This window comes from Gordonia prachuapensis, from assembly GCF_036350515.1.
GTDB classification, from domain to species: Bacteria; Actinomycetota; Actinomycetes; order Mycobacteriales; family Mycobacteriaceae; genus Gordonia; species Gordonia prachuapensis.
Genome location: NZ_JAZDUE010000003.1, coordinates 146,490 through 163,000 on the forward strand (window position 1 = coordinate 146,490; position 16,511 = coordinate 163,000).

The 16,511-nt window shown below is 68.4% G+C and carries 11 protein-coding genes; 7 read left to right on the forward strand and 4 right to left on the reverse strand.

Annotated features, from left to right (window positions below):
• The first annotated feature begins 130 nt into the window (after positions 1-130).
• Entirely contained in the window at positions 131-1,450 is a 1,320-nt protein-coding gene (locus tag V1Y59_RS04820; protein ID WP_330503863.1) for a PspC domain-containing protein, read from the forward strand.
• On the forward strand, positions 1,450-2,121 hold the full coding sequence (locus tag V1Y59_RS04825) for a response regulator transcription factor (protein ID WP_330431662.1): 672 nt from the start codon (positions 1,450-1,452) through the stop codon (positions 2,119-2,121). Before V1Y59_RS04820 ends, V1Y59_RS04825 begins: the two co-directional genes overlap by 1 nt.
• A 31-nt stretch (positions 2,122-2,152) precedes the next feature.
• Here V1Y59_RS04825 and V1Y59_RS04830 read toward each other — a convergent pair whose 3' ends face one another.
• Positions 2,153-3,349, reverse strand: a complete 1,197-nt coding sequence (locus tag V1Y59_RS04830) for a serine/threonine-protein kinase (protein ID WP_330503703.1) — start codon at positions 3,347-3,349, stop codon at positions 2,153-2,155.
• Between the two features lie 78 nt (positions 3,350-3,427).
• Here V1Y59_RS04830 and V1Y59_RS04835 point away from each other — a divergent pair, with 78 nt between their 5' ends.
• The 3 genes from V1Y59_RS04835 (at position 3,428) to V1Y59_RS04845 (ending at position 7,063) form a co-directional block, all read left to right on the forward strand.
• On the forward strand, positions 3,428-4,447 hold the full coding sequence (locus tag V1Y59_RS04835; protein ID WP_330503704.1) for an Rv2578c family radical SAM protein: 1,020 nt from the start codon (positions 3,428-3,430) through the stop codon (positions 4,445-4,447).
• A gap of 244 nt (positions 4,448-4,691) precedes the next feature.
• Complete coding sequence (locus V1Y59_RS04840; protein WP_330503705.1) at positions 4,692-5,450, forward strand: hypothetical protein; 759 nt, start codon at positions 4,692-4,694, stop codon at positions 5,448-5,450.
• Entirely contained in the window at positions 5,450-7,063 is a 1,614-nt protein-coding gene (locus V1Y59_RS04845; protein ID WP_330503706.1) for a DNA polymerase Y family protein, read from the forward strand. The genes V1Y59_RS04840 and V1Y59_RS04845 overlap by 1 nt, the downstream gene beginning before the upstream one ends.
• A gap of 8 nt (positions 7,064-7,071) precedes the next feature.
• On the opposite strand, the gene V1Y59_RS04850 is transcribed toward V1Y59_RS04845, so the two are convergent.
• Together V1Y59_RS04850 and V1Y59_RS04855 are read right to left on the reverse strand one after the other, a co-directional pair.
• Positions 7,072-8,142, reverse strand: coding sequence for an alanine racemase (locus V1Y59_RS04850; protein WP_330503707.1), 1,071 nt, complete (start codon positions 8,140-8,142; stop codon positions 7,072-7,074).
• On the reverse strand, positions 8,139-10,082 hold the full coding sequence (locus V1Y59_RS04855) for an SDR family oxidoreductase (RefSeq protein WP_330503708.1): 1,944 nt from the start codon (positions 10,080-10,082) through the stop codon (positions 8,139-8,141). Before V1Y59_RS04855 ends, V1Y59_RS04850 begins: the two co-directional genes overlap by 4 nt.
• Positions 10,083-10,233: 151 nt before the next feature.
• Here V1Y59_RS04855 and V1Y59_RS04860 point away from each other — a divergent pair, with 151 nt between their 5' ends.
• A complete protein-coding gene (locus V1Y59_RS04860) occupies positions 10,234-10,716 on the forward strand; it encodes a GNAT family N-acetyltransferase (RefSeq protein ID WP_330503709.1) in 483 nt (160 codons plus the stop codon).
• Between the two features lie 18 nt (positions 10,717-10,734).
• Here V1Y59_RS04860 and V1Y59_RS04865 read toward each other — a convergent pair whose 3' ends face one another.
• Positions 10,735-13,125 (reverse strand): FdhF/YdeP family oxidoreductase, encoded by a 2,391-nt coding sequence (locus V1Y59_RS04865; protein ID WP_330503710.1) that lies wholly within the window; start codon positions 13,123-13,125, stop codon positions 10,735-10,737.
• A gap of 101 nt (positions 13,126-13,226) precedes the next feature.
• Here V1Y59_RS04865 and V1Y59_RS04870 point away from each other — a divergent pair, with 101 nt between their 5' ends.
• On the forward strand, positions 13,227-16,499 hold the full coding sequence (locus V1Y59_RS04870; protein WP_330503711.1) for an error-prone DNA polymerase: 3,273 nt from the start codon (positions 13,227-13,229) through the stop codon (positions 16,497-16,499).
• The last annotated feature ends 12 nt before the right edge of the window (positions 16,500-16,511 follow it).

The window sequence follows — 16,511 nt, forward strand, 5'->3', positions numbered from 1 at the left end:
CCATGGTGTCGGCCCGCGCCGCGCGCCACATCGGGGGAGGACCCTGAGAACGTCCCTGATGTGCGGGACCCGCCTGCCGTGCCACTATCGAAGTGTGAGTGGTGGTTCCCCTGTGCCCGTGACGTCGGCCGTGTCGCCGACGCCCCGGCTGGTGCGCCGCGACGGCGGGCGAGTCATCGCGGGCGTGGCCGGCGGCATCGCCGACCACCTCGGCGTCGACGCGTTCCGGGTCCGGGTGGTGTTCGTGGTGCTCGCCGCGCTCGCCGGGGCCGGGGTTCTCGCCTACGGATTGTTGTGGTTCTTCTGCCCGCCCGGCGACGACCGCACGTCGCCGGCACCGGGCGAGCGTCGGCAGGCCTATGGTCTCGCGCTCGTCGGCCTGGTCGCGATGTCGGTGGTCGGGTTCGCCACCTCGGGGACGCCCGCCGCCTATCTCGTCCCCTTCGTCTTCGTCGCCGTCGGCGCCAGCCTGGTGTGGCGGGAGTTCGACACCTCACGGGCATCCCCGCGGACCCCGCTGCTGACCTGGACACGATTCATCGGTGGAGCACTGCTGGTCATCGGTGGCCTGGTGGTCATCGTGCTGGCCGGTGAACGTTCCTTCGGCGGACTCTCGACAACGCTGTTCGCCGTCATCGCGACCCTCATCGGCGTGGTGCTGCTGACGGTGCCGCTGTGGATGCGGATGTTGCGGGCGTTGAACGAGGAACGCGCCGCCCGCATCCGCAATGCCGAGCGCGAGGAGATCGCGTCCCACCTGCACGATTCGGTGCTGCAGACCCTCGCGTTGATCCAGAAGCAGGCGGCCAGACCCGACGAGGTGGCACGGCTCGCACGCAGCCAGGAACGGGAACTGCGTGGCTGGTTGTTCGGTGACCCGGCACATCGTGCGGGTTCGCTGTCGGCGAGTCTGCAGGGAGTCGGTGCCGAGGTCGAGGACGACTACGGCATCGAGGTCGACGTCATCACCGTCGGGGACCTGCGTCCCGACGACGCGCCCCCGGCCGAGCAACGGCGCTGGGCGGCGCTCGTGGCCGCGACCCGCGAGGCACTCATCAACGCGGCCAAGCATTCCGGCGAACGTAAGGTGGATGTCTACGGTGAGGTGACCGACGACCGGGTGGAGGTGTTCGTGCGCGACCGCGGAGTCGGGTTCGATCCGGACCTCGTCGACGGCGACCGGCAGGGCATCGCCCGGTCGATCACCGCGCGTATGCATCGCGCCGACGGCGAGGCGACCATCGAATCGACCCCGGGCCGTGGCACCAACGTGAAACTGGTCATGCCCCGAGGTTCCGGAAGCCGGTCCGGCGCCGAACATGCCGGTACAGAACAGGAATCACCGACAAACGGTGCGGACGCAGCAGAATCGGACGCAACGGAATCGGATCACCTCCCGTCGTCCGACGGCACGGCCACGAAACGGCAGCAACGGAAGGAAGCGTCATGATGACCGAACCGGCCGTCTGCCGGATCTTCCTCGTCGACGACCACGCGGTGTTCCGATCCGGTGTCCGCGCCGAACTCACGTCGGAACCGGGGCTGGCGATCGCCGGTGAGGCGGGCACGGTGGCCGAGGCGGTGGACGGCATCATCGCGCTCCGGCCGGACGTGGTGTTGCTCGATGTGCACATGCCGTCCGGCGGCGGGGTCGCCGTCCTGCGTGCGGTCACCGACGCGATCGTCGACGGCCCGGTCCCGGTGTTCTTGGCGCTGAGCGTGTCCGATGCCGCCGAGGACGTCATCGCGACCATCCGGGCGGGGGCACGGGGGTATGTCACCAAGACGATCGACGGGACGGCACTCGCCGATGCCGTCCGGCGGGTCGCCGACGGCGACGCGGTGTTCAGTCCGCGCCTGGCGGGGTTCGTCCTGGATTCGTTCACCGGGAAATCCGGCGCGCCGGAGCCACCGCTCGACCCCGAACTCGATTCGTTGACCAAGCGGGAACTCGAGGTGCTGCGGCTGCTGGCGCGCGGCTACACCTACCGGGAGATCGCCGACGAACTGTTCATCTCGATCAAGACGGTCGAGACACACGCGTCGAACGTCTTGCGCAAGACCCAGCAGTCCAACCGCAACGCGCTGACCCGATGGGCGGCCACCCGGCACATCGGATAGTGGTCAGAGAGTTGTGGTCAGAGGGTAGTGGTCACACCAGGGTGAGGATCAGCAGGACCACGATCACGAGCAGCGCCACGCCGCCGACGGCGAGTGCGGCGTTCGATCGTCCGGTCGATGGAAACCTGTTGCGCGACTGAGGTCGTGGGGTCGACGGTGACGGTGCGGTCGACACCGCGGACGGCCGGTCGTCACCGGGCGACGACGCGACGGACGGAGCGGGCCGAGCGGGCAGCGGCCCGCCGACCGCCAGGTGCGTACCGGTCGGGTGGGTTCGCGGCGGCCGGGGCGAGCGTTGTGCCCAGGTGGGCAATCCGCCGTCCGGCGTGCTGATCGGGCCGGCCAGGACCTGCTGCACCGAACCGCGTTCCCCGGCCGCCACGGTGGCGAGGAGGTCGCGGGCCTGCGCCATCGACGGGCGGCGTGAGGGACTCGGTTCCAACATGCGCAGGAGCACGGGTTCGAGCTCGCCCGCCTTCGTCATCGGTGTGATGCGGGCGCGGGCGACCTTGTGCAACAACGCCAGCGAGTCGTCGTCGACACCGAACGGCGGTTGCCCCTCGACCAGCGTGTAGACGGTGGCACCGAGCGAGTAGACATCGGACGCCTCGGTCGGCTCGGCGCCCCGGGCCACCTCGGGAGCGAAGTATGCGGGTGTCCCCGTGATGACCCCGGAGTTGTTCAGGCTGACGTCGTCCTTCAGGCGGGAGATGCCGAAATCGGTGATCTTGATCAGGCCCGCGGTGCGTCCGGTGGTCGTGACGAGCAGGTTGCCGGGCTTGATGTCACGGTGGATGATGCCCGCGGCATGGGCGGTGGTCATCGCGTCGGCCACCTGCGCGCCGATCTGGGCGGCCTGGCGGGCATCGAGAGTCTTTGTCGCATGCAGGATCTGGGCGACGCTGCGGGACGGGAGATACTCCATCACGAGCCAGGGTTCGCCGCTGTCGAGGGCGACGTCGTGCATCGCGACGGCGTTGCGGTGGACGAGCCTGGCCGCGATGCGTCCCTCGCGCATCGCGCGCAGCCGGATGGCCTCGGCCGATTCGTCGCTCAACCCCTCGGTCGAGACCACCTGCTTGACCGCGACGTCGCGATCGAAGAGCTGGTCGCGGGCGAGCCAGACCGCGCCCATTCCGCCGCCACCGATCCGTGACCGCAGCCGATAGCGTCCGGCGACCAGGTATTGCGGGCCGGGCGTACGGCGATGGTCGGGGGTGGTGGACATAGGCTGCATGATAGTCGGGACGCCACAGTGGGGTGCGACTGCTTGACACCGCTCTCGCACATGTGTTCGACTTCGGACATGCGGTGGTCGGACCAGGGGGTCGAGGTCGACGACGGTGCACTGCCCGGTCTGGGCAAGGCGGGCCTGGTGCGGTCGGTGCAGACCCCGGAATTCGAGGGCGTGACCTTTCACGAGGTGCTCGCGAAGAGTGCGCTGAATCAGGTCCCGGATGCCGCGAATCTCCCGTTTCGGTTCACGGTGAACACTTTTCGCGGGTGTACGCACGCGTGTCGGTACTGTTTCGCCCGGCCGACCCACGAGTATCTGGACCTCGACGCGGGGCGCGATTTCGACAGTCAGGTCGTCGTCAAACTGAACGTCGCCGCGGTGCTGCGCAAGGAGTTGCGTCGTCGGTCCTGGACCAGGGAGGCGGTCGCCCTGGGGACGAACACCGATCCGTATCAGCGAGCGGAGGGGCGGTACCGGTTGATGCCCGGTGTGATCTCCGCGCTGGCCGAGTCCGCGACCCCGTTCTCGATTCTCACCAAGGGCACGTTGCTGCGTCGCGACCTGCCCTTGCTGCGGCAGGCGGCGCAGAAGGTTCCGGTGAGCATCGGCATCTCGCTGGCCTTCCATGACGCCGAGTTGCAGAAGGCGATCGAACCGGGGACGCCGTCGCCGAAGGCTCGGCTGGAACTGATCCGGGCGGTGGCGGATTCGGGATTCGCCCCGCACGTGATGGTCGCACCGGTGATCCCGTATCTGACCGACTCCACCGAGCATCTCGACCGCCTGATCGCGGCGCTGGCGGACGCGGGCGCGTCCGGGGTGACCGCGTTCCCGATGCATCTGCGCGGCGCCACCAAGCCCTGGTTCCTGGAGTGGCTGGCCGCCGAACATCCTGCACTGTTGCGTCGATACCGAGGTCTGTACGGGCGCGGCGCCTATGTCACCCCGGAGTACTCGGCGTGGCTGCGCGAGCGGATGCGTCCACTCGTGGAGCGGCACGGGCTCGCCGGGTCGCCGGGTCTGCGGGTGGCGGCTGAGGGTGCGCCAGAGTCGTCGCCCGCCGCGCCGCCGGCTCTCACGCTCTTCTGACGCCGCTCTTCTGATTCGGTTCGTCCCCCAGGTATCGCTTCGTCGGCCAACTGCAGTCGGCGGAAGAGTCGATACCTGGGGGACGAAGCGGCGGCGGGGCCGGGGGGGCTGGGGGCGGGGCGCTGACCACGTGCGTTGCGCTTGTCGGTGCCGCGTCCTAGTATCGAAATCACTCGAAAACATGTTCGAACGCACGTGCATCTTCCCGGCGCGCTATTGCGGAAAGTCGCTGGTAGGAGGGTGTATGAGTGTGCCGTTGGATGCCACGCGCAACCACGATCTGGATCGCCTTCGGCGCCAGATCGCGGCGATGTCCGGGCGTCCGGATCGTGCGGCGGTGGAGGTGTCGGATCCGTCGGACGACGTCCTCCCGGTCCCGGCGCCGATGGCCGACCTACTGCCTCGGGGCGGGGTGACCAGAGGCAGCGTCTCCGCCGTCGCCGGCGCCCGATCGGCGCTGCTGGCGGTGATCGCGTCGGTGAGCGGCGCGGGCCGTCAGGTGGGGCTGGTGGGCATGCCGCAGCTGAATCTCGGAGCCGTGGCCGAACTCGGTGGTGATCTCACCCGCATCGCCACGGTGCCGGACCCGGGGGCGGATCCGGTGGAGGTGGCGGGCATCCTGCTCGACGGGATGGACCTGGTCGTGCTGGACCTGGGTGGAGCGCAGGTACCGCCCTCGCGTACCCGGGTGATGATGGGGCGACTACGCAAGCAGATGTCGGCGCTGATGATCACGGGCGGTTCGTGGCCGGGGGCGCAGCTGCGGCTCGACACCGAGATCGTGACCTATCGGCATCTACCAGGTACCGACGCGGCCGACCTCGCGGTGGCGCGCCGCGGGGTCGGCCGGATCGGCGGGATGACGCTGCGCATGACCGTCACCGATCGTGGACACCGTCGGTCGGTCGGTGATATCGACCTGCTGACAAGCGGTTTCGGCCCCGATCGACGAGTGGAGATGGTGGCGTCGCCGCTTCGTCCACGATTGGCGGTGGCGAACTGATGGCCGATCACGTCACCTCGGAGAAGCGAATCCTGGCCCTGTGGTGCCCGGACTGGCCGGCGACAGCGGCGGCGATCGACGCCGATCTGGGCCCGCACCACCCGATCGCCGTGCTTCACGCCAATCGGGTCGTCGCCTGCTCGGCTCCTGCACGCACCGCGGGGGTGCGGCGCGGTATGCGGAAGCGGCAGGCCCAGTCGGCGTGTCCGGAGATGACGGTGGTCTCCGCCGACGATCACCGTGACGGTCGGATCTTCGAGCCGGTGGTCGCGGTGGTGACCGAGCTGGTGCCGGTCGTCGAGGTCCTGCGACCCGGTCTGCTGGTGGTGCCCGCGGCGAGGGCATCCCGGTACTTCGGCGGTGAGGACGCACTCGCGGAGAACCTGATCGACGCGGTCGCCGCATCCGGGGTGGAGGTCCAGGGCGGTGTTGCCGATGAGTTGTTCACCGCCGTGCTCGCCGCTCGGCACGGCCGGCATGTGGAACCGGGAGGTGACGCCATCTATCTGTCCGACCGCCCGATCGGCGACCTCGCCGTCGAACCGAGCATGAGTGCCCCCACGCGCGTCGACCTGGTCGAGTTGCTACGGCGACTGGGGATCTCGACGATCGGAGCGTTCGCGCAGATGTCGATTCGCGATGTCGCGACGCGCTTCGACGCCGACGCGGTGATAGCGCACCGCCTGGCCAATGCCGAGCCGGGACGATCGCCGTCGGGGCAGGCCCTGCCGGTGGATCTGATCATCGAGCATCAGTGTGATCCGCCGATCGACCGGGTGGATTCCGCGGCCTTTCTCGGCCGCCGGCTGGCAGACGAGCTGGCGGGTCGCCTGGCAGCGGCGTCGGCGGCCTGCACGCGGCTCACGGTCGAGGCGATCACCCAGCGTGGGCAACGACATTCGCGGACCTGGCGGTGCGCGCAGCCGCTGACCCCGGACGCAACGGCCGATCGCATCCGGTGGCAGCTCGAGGGATGGCTGACCGGTGGACGACCCGGCGCCGAGGACCGGCCGGACTCGCCGATCGCGACACTGCGGCTCGAACCGATCGAGGTCGCCGAAGCCGGAACGCTGCAGTATCCGTTGAGCGGCAACGGGTTACCCGAGGACCCAGAGATCGACGAACGGGCGCGCCGTTCGCTGGTGCGGGTGCAGGGGCTTCTCGGCGGAGACGCGGTACAACTTCCCATCCCGAGCGGAGGACGGGGCCCGGCGGAACAGATCACGATGGTTGCACTCGGCGACGAGCGTCTCCCGGCACGCGACCCGGCCGCGCCATGGCCGGGCAGGTTGCCGCAGCCGACACCGTCGGTGCTGGTGGAGACCCCGATTCACGTTCTGGACCTGACGGGCACGCCGGTGGAGGTCACCGGTCGGGGGTGTTTCACCGCCGAGCCCACCACGGTGTCGATGGAGCGCGCGGGGAAACGCAGGCAGAGTTGGGAACTGCGATGGTGGGCCGGACCGTGGCCGTTCGGTCTGGGCGGTGCCGGTGGTGAAGGTGACGGCGCCGAGGAGATCACGGCCCGCGCGCAGGTGCTGCTCGACGATTCGCGAGCCCTGCTGTTGCGCTATCGCTCGCGGAGTTGGGTGGTGGAGGGAGTGTATGAGTGAGTTGCTTCTCAGCTGTTCGCGCCGCGGGCAACCACCGGCCATGCGGTGCCCGAATCCGACACCACGAGTTCGTCCACCAGATTGACCGCTGTGCACACATGATTCGGCACCATCGCGACGGTGGAGCCCACGTCGGGTATCGCGTCCGTGGGCGAATCCGCCGGGAACTCGATCACGGCGTGATGTTCCGACAACGACGTGACGCGGGCGTCCGGGGCGTGCCGGAGCCGACCGAACCCCGACGTCCAGGCCGGTCGGTCGGCCCCCAGGATCTTGCTCCCCGCGTCCGTGACGATCCGGGTGCCGCTGCGATGCACCACGGTGGCGATCGCGGTCAGCGCGATGTCGTCGGCGGTGCACGATCCGAGTTCCAGTTGTTGTGCATCGTTGAACGGGTACACGCCCGGCCGGATCTCGGTGAGCACTCCCGAACTGGCGAAACCGATCGTCGGGGTGGAGCCGCCGCTCCGGACGACCGGATCGATACCGTTGTCCTGCAATCGTTCTGCCGCTCGTGTCAATGCCTGCGCCTCGTCGCCGGCGGCCTCCCGGCGAGCGTCCCCCGGACCATAGCCGTGCCCGGGGAAGGTGAACACGCCGATCACCTGCAGGCCGAGATCGGTCGCCTGTCGAGCGAGTTCGCCCGCATCGTCGGGTGCGACCCCGGTGCGGTGTTGTCCGGAGTCGACCTCGACGACCACCTCGACATCGGCGTCGCCGAGCCGATCGGCCAGTTGTCGTGCGCCGGCCACCGAGTCGATCGCAAGCCGCATCCGCGCCCGATCGGCGAGGGCCCGCAGCCGCGCCGACTTGTGGTCGGTCAGCCACAGCGGATACGCGATGAACAGATCCGGCGCCGCAGGTCCAAGGGCATCGGCGAACGCCTCCGCCTCACCGATCGTGGCCACGGTGAGGCCGGCCGCGCCGGCGTCGAGTTGTCTGCGCGCGATCGCCGCGCACTTGTGGGTCTTGGCGTGCGGCCGCACCGTGAGGCCGAGTTCGTCTGCCCGGTGCGCGACCGCGGCGATGTTGCGGTCGAGACACTCCACATCGATGCGGAGATAGGGGGTGTCGGTCATGCCCGCCGATCGTAGCCGCCACCCTCGGAGCCCTGGGCGAGTGCTGCGGCCGATTCGCCGAACATCAGGAACTCCTGGTGGAGGACCCGGGCGGTGAGGCCCGGCGCGACCCGGTGACCGATCTCGGTCAGGGAACCGAGGACCGAGTTGACCCGGCGCGGGCGGTCGACGATGCCGTGCAGCACTCGCGACGCGGCCTTGTCGACGCCCCATGCGCCGGCATCCTCGTAGATCTCCGTCGGAGCGATCATCCGGGTGCGGACCAGCGGCAGCCGGACGTTGGTGAAGGTGATGTGATCGGAGAGGGTCTCGACCCCGACGACATCGCTGAACGCCTCCAGCGCCGCCTTCGAGGCGGCGTACGCGCCGAAGCGGGCGTTCTTGGCCTGCACCGCGATCGATGTCACGTTCACGATGTGGCCGGACTGCCGCGCCACCATGTGCGGCAGCAGCGCGAGGATGAGGTTCACCGCACCGAAGTAGTTGACCGCCATCACCCGCTGGTAGTCGTGCATACGGTCGGTGGCATTGAGCGTCGCACGCCGGATGGAACGACCGGCGTTGTTCACCAGGATGTCCACGTGACCGTGTTCGGCGAGAACGGTTTTGACCAACCCGGTGACCGACTCCTCGTCGGTGATGTCGCACTGGTAGGCGTGGACCCGTCCCGGCGGCACACCGGCTTTCGTCGCGGTCGCGGCGAGCTCGGCACGCGCGGCGTCGAGTCCTTCGGGATCGCGGGCCACGATCATGACGTCGGCCCCCCGTGCGAGGCACATCCGGGCCGTCGCCTTGCCGATACCCGACGAACCGCCGGTGATCACGATCTTCTTGCCGACGAGCGGCCCGCGCGGATCGTCGCGGCGGTGGCGGGCGGGATCGAGATGTTCGGCCCAGTAGGTCCACAGTCGCGGACCGTAGTCGTCGAGGTCGGGCAGGGCGATGCCATGTCCCCCAAGCCGGGCGATGGTGGCGTCGGAGCGGAAGTCGACGGTCAGCGCGATCGTGTCGAGCAGAATCGGTGGGATGCCCTGTTGGGTGGCGACGAGATCTCGCATCACCCGGAAGGCGCCGGCACCCGACAGCGTGACGACCGGGGCGACGAGGCCGTTCGGGATCACGTTGTGACCGTGGGGGCCTCGGAAACCCGGGGCGATCGCGTTGTACATGTCGGTGATGGTCCGACGCCGTGGGTCGGCGAGGTGGTGGACAAGGCCGCTGCGCTCCGGGGTCACGGCACACAACGCCACGATGGCATGCGCGACGAAGTCGACGGGCACGATGTTCGTGTGTCCCAGATCGGGGAGGGGCAGCGGCAACGACGACGGCAGGACGCCCAGGCGTTTGAGGTGACCGAAGAAGTAGTACGGACCGTCGATCTTGTCCATCTCCCCGGTCCGCGAGTCGCCGACGACGACGGACGGTCGATATACCCTCCACCGCAGCCCTTCTCGCGTCCGGACGATCTTCTCCGCCTCGAACTTGGTGCGGTGATAGGGGGTGGGGAATCCCTGGCCGGAGTCGAAGTCGTCCTCGGTGAAGGTCCCTCGGTGGTCGCCGGCCACCGCGATCGACGACACGTGATGCATGAGGGCGCCGGCGGCGAGGGCGAAGTCCGCGACGTGTGCTGTCCCCTCGACGTTGACGGCGTGCGTGACATCGGCGTCGGCCGACATGTCATAGACGGCGGCGAGATGGATGACGTGGTCGATCTCGGGCAGGTCGGCGGCATCGATCCCGAGGCCGGGTGTGGTGAGATCCCCGGCCAGCGCGGTGACCCGGCCGGCGTTGTCGACGGTCGCGAGGAACTCGCTGAAAACGGGTAGCGAACCCGTCCGGACCAGTGCGAAGATGCGGGCGTCGGCTTCGACGGTGAGCAGGCGTTCGATGACCCGGCGCCCGATGAAACCGTTGCCGCCGGTGATGAAGTAGGTCGTCATGATGTCGGTGATCCGATCTCGTGAGGCTGCTGGACCAGCGTGACGCTTCTTACTGCCGAGTAAGAAATCCGTTGCAGACAGGGTGACACTTACATTGACGAATGGCAAGATCCCGACCGGTCGGTGTCGACCCGAGGTTCCGGGCGACATCGTGCGGATCCGGCAGGTCGTCACCGACGCGTTCGGTCAGCCCGACGAGGCCGATCTCGTCGACGCTCTCCGTGCCGATGCGCTGGCGTGGATTCCGGAGTTGTCGATGGTCGCGACCGACCGCGACGGACTCGTCGTCGGCTTCGCGCTGCTGACCCGCTGCCGGGTCGGTGCGGAGCCGGCCCTCGCGTTGGCGCCGTGTGCGGTCGTCGGGGACCTGCAGAACACAGGTGTCGGGACGGCGGTGACCGTCGCCGCGCTCGACGCGGCCCGGTCGCGGGTGACCGCGGGTGCCGACGAGAACCTGGTGGTCGTCCTCGGACACCCGGAGTTCTATCCGCGCTTCGGATTTCGCCGAGCTTCCGAGGTGGGCATCTCGGCGTCCTTCGAGGTTCCCGACGACGCGCTGATGTTTCTCGCGCTCGACCCGAACCGGCCGATTCCGACGGGTGTCATCGAGTATCCGCCCGCGTTCGGGGTGTGAGTGCGGCGCCTCCTGCCGTCAGGACAGATGGCGTGGTTGCGGCCGGCTCTTGTGTGACCAGTCCTCGCCGACCGATTCCTGGCGGCCACCGAGATGTTCGGCGCGGATCGTGCCCTCGCGCTCCAGGCGGATGACGATCGATTTCGACGTCGGACAGTTGCTGCCGAGCGCGGTCGAGTCCAACGGGACGAGCGGGTTGGTCTCCGGGTAGTACGCCGCGGCGGTACCACGGGGGATGTCGTACTCGACGATGCGGAAGTCGGTGGCGTACCGGAGTTCGTCGTCCTCCCACACGCTCACCAGATCGACGATGTCGCCGTTGTCGTACCCGAGCGCCGCGATGTCGTCGCGGTGCATGAACACCACCCGGCGCCCGCCCTCGATGCCGCGGTAGCGGTCACTCAGCCCGTAGATGGTGGTGTTGAACTGGTCGTGACTGCGCAGCGTCTGCAACAGCAGGTGCTTGTCCGGGATCTGCATCACGTCCAGTGGGGAGACGGCGAATTCGGCACGGCCGGAGTCGGTGTCGAATCGCCGCTCGTCACGTGGTGGATGCGGCAGAATGAATCCGCCCGGCCTGCGGACGTTGACCTCGTAGCCTTCGCAACCCGGGACCACGGCGGCGATGTGGCGGCGGATCACCGCGTAGTCGTCGCGCATGGCGAGCCAGTCGATCCCGTACCGGTCGCCGAGGGTGGCGTGGGCGATCTGGGTGATGATCCCGGTCTCCGATTCGAGGTGCGGACTGGCCGGGTCGAGCGGCCCGCGGGAGGCGTGCACCGAGCATGTCGAATCCTCGACACTCACATATTGCGGTCCGGATGCCTGGATGTCTTTCTCGGTGCGGCCCTTGACCGGCAGGATCAACGCGGTCTCCCCGGTCACCAGGTGGGATCGGTTCAGCTTGGTCGACAGTTGGACCGACATGCGGGTCTTGCGCATGGCGTCGGCGGTGACCCGTGAGTCCGGCGCGGCATCCACGAAGTTGCCGCCGAGACCCATGAAGAACTTCGCCTTGTCGTCCCGCATGGCGCGGATCGAGTCGACCGTGTCATGGCCGTGCTCGCGCGGCGGGTCGAATCCGAACTCCTGCTGCAGGGAATCGAGGAAGCCCTGCGGCGCACGCTCCCAGATGCCCATCGTGCGGTCGCCCTGGACGTTGGAATGTCCGCGCAGCGGCAGCAGACCCGCTCCCGGTCTGCCGATGTTGCCCTGCGCGAAGGCGACGTTGCACAACTCCTTGATGATCGCGACCGCGTTGCGGTGCTGGGTCAACCCCATCGCCCAGCAGAAGACCGTCTTGCGCGAGTCGCGCAGCATGCGCGCGGCTTCGGTGATCTCCGCCCGCGTCAGGCCGGTCTCGGCGAGCACGTCGTCCCAGTCCAGCTGCCGCAGGTGATCGCGCCATGCGTCGAAGCCATGGGTGTGGGTCTCGATGAACTCGTGGTCGAGAGCGTCCCACTCGATGAGCAGCGAGCCGATGGCCTGCATGAGGGCGAGGTCGCCGCGGGGTCGGATCTGGAGGTGGAAGTCACTGAGGTCGGTGCCGCGCCCGAGGACGCCGGACGGGCTCTGCGGATTCTGGAAGTGGAGGAGACCGGCTTCCTTGAGCGGGTTGATCGACAGGATCTTCGCGCCGTTGCGTTTCGCCTCCTCCAGGTGGGTGAGCATCCGCGGATGGTTGGTGCCCGGATTGTGGCCCTGCAACACGATCAGGTCGGCCTCGTGGACATCGGAGAGGACGACGCTCGCCTTGCCGATGCCGATCGACTCGGCGAGTGCGATCGAGGTCGACTCGTGACACATGTTGGAGCAGTCGGGCAGGTTGTTGGTGCCGTAGGCGCGCGCGAACAACTGGTAGGCGAAGGCGGCCTCGTTGGAGGCGCGCCCGGAGGTGTAGAAGATCGCCTCGTCCGGGTCGAGTTCGTTCAGTTGCGCGCCGATGAGCCGGTAGGCCTCCGGCCAGTCGATGGGCTCGTAGTGGGTGCCGCCGGGACGTTTGATCATCGGATGGGTGATGCGTCCCTGCTTGCCGAGCCAGAGGTCGGTGCGTGACGCGAGATCCTCGATCGAGTGGCGGGCGAAGAACTCCGGGGTCACGCGCGACCTGGTGGCCTCCTCGGCCACCGCCTTCGCACCGTTCTCGCAGAACTCGGCAGGATGACGGTGTCCGGGGTCCGGGTCGGGCCACGCGCAGCTCATGCAGTCGAAGCCCTCGGCCTTGTTGAGTTCGAGCAGTGCCTCCCCGGTCCGGAGGATGCCCATCTCCCGCAGCGACCGCGCCATCGACACCGCAACGGCCGGCACTCCCGCGGCCTTGCGTTTCGGTTTCCCGACGTGCAGATCGGCCTCGTCATAGTCGAGGGTGTCGCCGGTGTCACGGCTGTGTGCCGATCGGTTCCTGGCCATGGGGGAAGGCCTCCTCACGCAATTCTGGGCTGTGACTTCGAGCTTAGGGAATCGAGCGCCCCGGGGTTGGGATTCGAACACATGTTCTATAACCTGGAGGGGTGGGCTGGGACCAAGGGCCACCGACGTGGTCGGAGATGGAGCGGGTGCTCTCCGGGCGGGCACCCGGACAGGGGCGCCCGGGGGAGATGTTCGGTCCCGGCGACAACACCGGAGACGGCGGCGACAGCCCGGCCTGGTCCCGCAAACGCGGCTCCTATCGGGCCGAGGGGGTCGATCGCGGACGGTCGTCGGTGGCGTACGCGGAACTGCATGCACACAGTGCGTACAGCTTTCTCGACGGCGCCTCGATGCCCGAGGAGATGGTGGAGGAGGCGCAGCGTCTCGGCCTGTCCGCACTGGCCCTGACCGATCACGACGGCTTTTACGGGATCGTGCGATTCGCCGAGGCGGCAAGGGAATTCGACCTGCCGACGGTCTTCGGGGCCGAACTCTCCCTGGAACCCGATGCCGCCCGGACCGGAGTCGCCGACCCGCCGGGCGAACATCTTCTCGTCATCGCCCGTGACAGTGAGGGCTACCGGCGCCTGTCGCACACCATCGCCGACGCGCACATGCTCGGCGGGGAGAAGGGCCTGTTGCGCTACGACGCCGACACGCTGCCCGATCGGGCGGGCGGACATTGGCTGATCCTCACCGGTTGCCGCAAGGGCGCGGTGCGGCGCGCGCTCGATCGCGGCGGTCCGGCGGCGGCGCGGGATGCGCTCGCCGGGTTGGTCGACCGGTACGGGCGCGACGATGTCGTCGTCGAACTCACCGCCCAGGGGCTGCCCGTCGACGACGAACGCAATGCCGTCCTTGCTGCGCTGGCCGGCGACTTCGGGCTGGCGACGGTGGCGACCACCGGCGCGCATTTCGCCGGTCCACGACGACGCCGGCTGGCCACCGCCGTCGCCGCGGTCCGGGCCCGCACCGACATCGAGACCATCGACGGGTGGCTGCCGGGTGTCGGTGGCGCCCATCTGCGCAGCGGGGACGAGATGGCCCGGCTGCTGTCCGGGCACCCCGAGGCCATCGACAACGCCGTCGGACTGGCGGCCGATTGTGCGTTCCGGCTGGGATTGATCGCACCGCAGCTGCCGCCGTTCGACGTGCCCGCCGGTCACACCGAGAACAGCTGGCTGCGGGAGAAGACGATGGCCGGGGCGCTACGCCGTTACGGACCGCCTGGTGCACACCCGCAGGCATATCGGCAGATCGAACACGAACTCGCCATCATCGAGACGCTCACCTTCCCCGGGTATTTTCTGGTCGTCGCCGACATCGTCGATTTCTGCAAGGCCAACGACATCCTGTGCCAGGGGCGGGGCAGCGCCGCGAACTCCGCGGTCTGCTACGCCCTCGGCATCACCAATGTCGACCCGGTCGCCAACAAGCTGCTGTTCGAACGCTTCCTCGCACCCGAGCGTGACGGGCCGCCCGACATCGACGTCGACATCGAATCCGATCGGCGCGAAGAGGCGATCCAGTATGTCTATCGCCGCTACGGGCGTGATTTCAGTGCACAGGTGGCCAACGTGATCACCTACCGCGGCAAGTCCGCGATCCGGGACATGTCGCGGGCGCTGGGTTATGCCACCGGCCAGCAGGATGCGTGGAGCCGGATACCCGACGAGGCACCCGACGACGTCACCGCGCTGGCGTCGGAGATTCTCGGGATGCCGAGACATCTGGGCATCCACTCGGGCGGCATGGTGATCTGCGACCGGCCCATCGCCGATGTCTGTCCGACGGAGTGGGCGAGGATGGAGAACCGCAGCGTCCTGCAATGGGACAAGGACGACTGCGCCGCGATCGGGCTGGTCAAGTTCGATCTCCTCGGGCTGGGCATGCTCTCGGCGCTGCACTATGCGATCGACCTGGTCGCCGAGCACAAGGGGATCGAGGTGGACCTCGCCACGCTCGACCTCACCGAGCCGGAGGTCTACGAGATGCTCTGTCGCGCAGACTCGGTCGGGGTGTTCCAGGTGGAGTCGCGCGCGCAGATGGCCACCCTGCCGCGGCTGAAGCCACGCAACTTCTACGACCTGGTCGTCGAGGTGGCCCTGATCCGTCCGGGACCGATCCAGGGTGGGTCGGTGCACCCCTACATCCGCCGGCGCAACGGCATCGAGGAGCCGAGTGTCGAACATCCGTCGATGCGCAAGGCGCTGGATCGCACCCTGGGTGTGCCGCTGTTCCAGGAGCAGCTGATGCAGCTGGCCGTCGACGTTGCCGGGTTCGACGCATCCGAAGCCGACCAGTTGCGGCGCGCGATGGGCTCCAAACGCTCGCCGGAACGCATGGAACGTCTGCGCACGCGGTTCTACGAGGGGATGGAGGAGTTGCACGGGATCACCGGGGAGGTGGCCGACCGGATCTTCGAGAAGATGTCGGCGTTCGCGAACTTCGGTTTCCCGGAAAGTCATTCGCAGAGCTTCGCATCGTTGGTGTTCTATTCGTCGTGGTTCAAGCTGCACCATCCAGCCGCGTTCTGTGCGGCGCTGCTGCGAGCCCAGCCGATGGGTTTCTACTCTCCGCAGTCCCTCGTCGCCGACGCCCGCCGGCACGGGGTGGTGGTTCATCGGCCCGACATCAACAGATCGTTGGCGCACGCGACGCTGGAGAACCAAGGTCTCGAGGTCCGGCTGGGCCTCGGCGGGGTGCGCGGTGTCGGCGACGACGTCGCCGAGCGGATCGTCGAATGCCGCACCCGGGACGGCGAATTCCGCGACGTCACCGACGTGTCCCGGCGCGCGGACCTGTCGGTGGGTCAACTCGAGGGCCTCGCCGGTGCGGGGGCGTTCTCGTGTTTCGGGGTGAGTCGCCGACAGGCGTTGTGGGAGGCCGGAGCGGCGGCGACGGTGCGCCTCGAGCAGTTACCTCTCGAGGCGGCCGCATCGACACCGACGCTTCCCGGACTCTCCGATGTGGAACTGGCGGCCACCGATGCGTGGGCCACCGGCATCACCCCGACCTCGTATCCCACGCAGTTCCTGCGGCCACGATTGGCGGCGATGGGGGTGATCCCGGCGGACGGGTTGCTGGCGGTGGCGGACGGATCGCGGGTGCTGGTGGCCGGTGCGGTCACCCATCGTCAGCGTCCCGCCACTGCTTCGGGTGTCACCTTCATCAACCTGGAGGACGAGACCGGGATGGTGAACGTGGTGTGTTCGGTCGGGTTGTGGACCCGGCACCGGAATCTGGCACACTCGGCGTCGGCATTGCTGATCCGCGGCACCGTGCAGAATGCCGAGGGGGCGGTGACGGTGGTGGCGGAGCGACTGCAGCGCTTGGATCTTCGCGTGGGAACACGTTCCCGCGACTGGCAGTGACGTAGGGATGCC

Bases quoted from the DNA above. Each gene is read 5' to 3' on its own strand.
- V1Y59_RS04835 (WP_330503704.1), top strand. From the start codon at position 3,428: ATGCGGTGGTCGGACCAGGGGGTCGAGGTCGACGACGGTGCACTGCCC.
- V1Y59_RS04830 (WP_330503703.1), bottom strand. From the start codon at position 3,349: ATGTCCACCACCCCCGACCATCGCCGTACGCCCGGCCCGCAATACCTG.
- V1Y59_RS04825 (WP_330431662.1), top strand. From the start codon at position 1,450: ATGACCGAACCGGCCGTCTGCCGGATCTTCCTCGTCGACGACCACGCG.
- V1Y59_RS04845 (WP_330503706.1), top strand. From the start codon at position 5,450: ATGGCCGATCACGTCACCTCGGAGAAGCGAATCCTGGCCCTGTGGTGC.
- V1Y59_RS04865 (WP_330503710.1), bottom strand. From the start codon at position 13,125: ATGGCCAGGAACCGATCGGCACACAGCCGTGACACCGGCGACACCCTC.
- V1Y59_RS04855 (WP_330503708.1), bottom strand. From the start codon at position 10,082: ATGACGACCTACTTCATCACCGGCGGCAACGGTTTCATCGGGCGCCGG.
- V1Y59_RS04840 (WP_330503705.1), top strand. From the start codon at position 4,692: ATGAGTGTGCCGTTGGATGCCACGCGCAACCACGATCTGGATCGCCTT.
- V1Y59_RS04850 (WP_330503707.1), bottom strand. From the start codon at position 8,142: ATGACCGACACCCCCTATCTCCGCATCGATGTGGAGTGTCTCGACCGC.